This is a genomic window from Photobacterium sp. R1 (genome assembly GCF_054600795.1).
On sequence record NZ_BAAHZP010000434.1, the window covers coordinates 1 to 286 of the forward strand.

Consider the following 286-nt stretch of genomic DNA (forward strand, 5'->3'; position numbering starts at 1 on the left):
CTCTGGCCCGGCCTTCAATCGCGGTCGGCCTGTCTTTGATTGCGATGGAAACCTTGGGCGATTTCGGCACCGTCAGTTACTTCGCTGTCCATTCTCTGACAACTGCGGTGTACGACACCTGGCTGGGCTATTCCAACCTCAACGCAGCGGCAAAAATTTCTGCCATGATGCTGCTGGCCATTTTTTTGCTGATCAGTGCCGAGCGATTCAGTCGCCGCCGTCAAAAATTGTTTCAGCAGCACAGTGAGCCGAATGAAGATATCCGTTACCGCTTGTCTGGCTGGAA

General features: G+C 53.5%; 1 pseudogene. It reads left to right on the plus strand.

Annotated elements, in window-relative coordinates:
* A pseudogene (locus tag ACYP03_RS25740) lies at window positions 1-286 on the plus strand (iron ABC transporter permease); the annotation flags it as partial.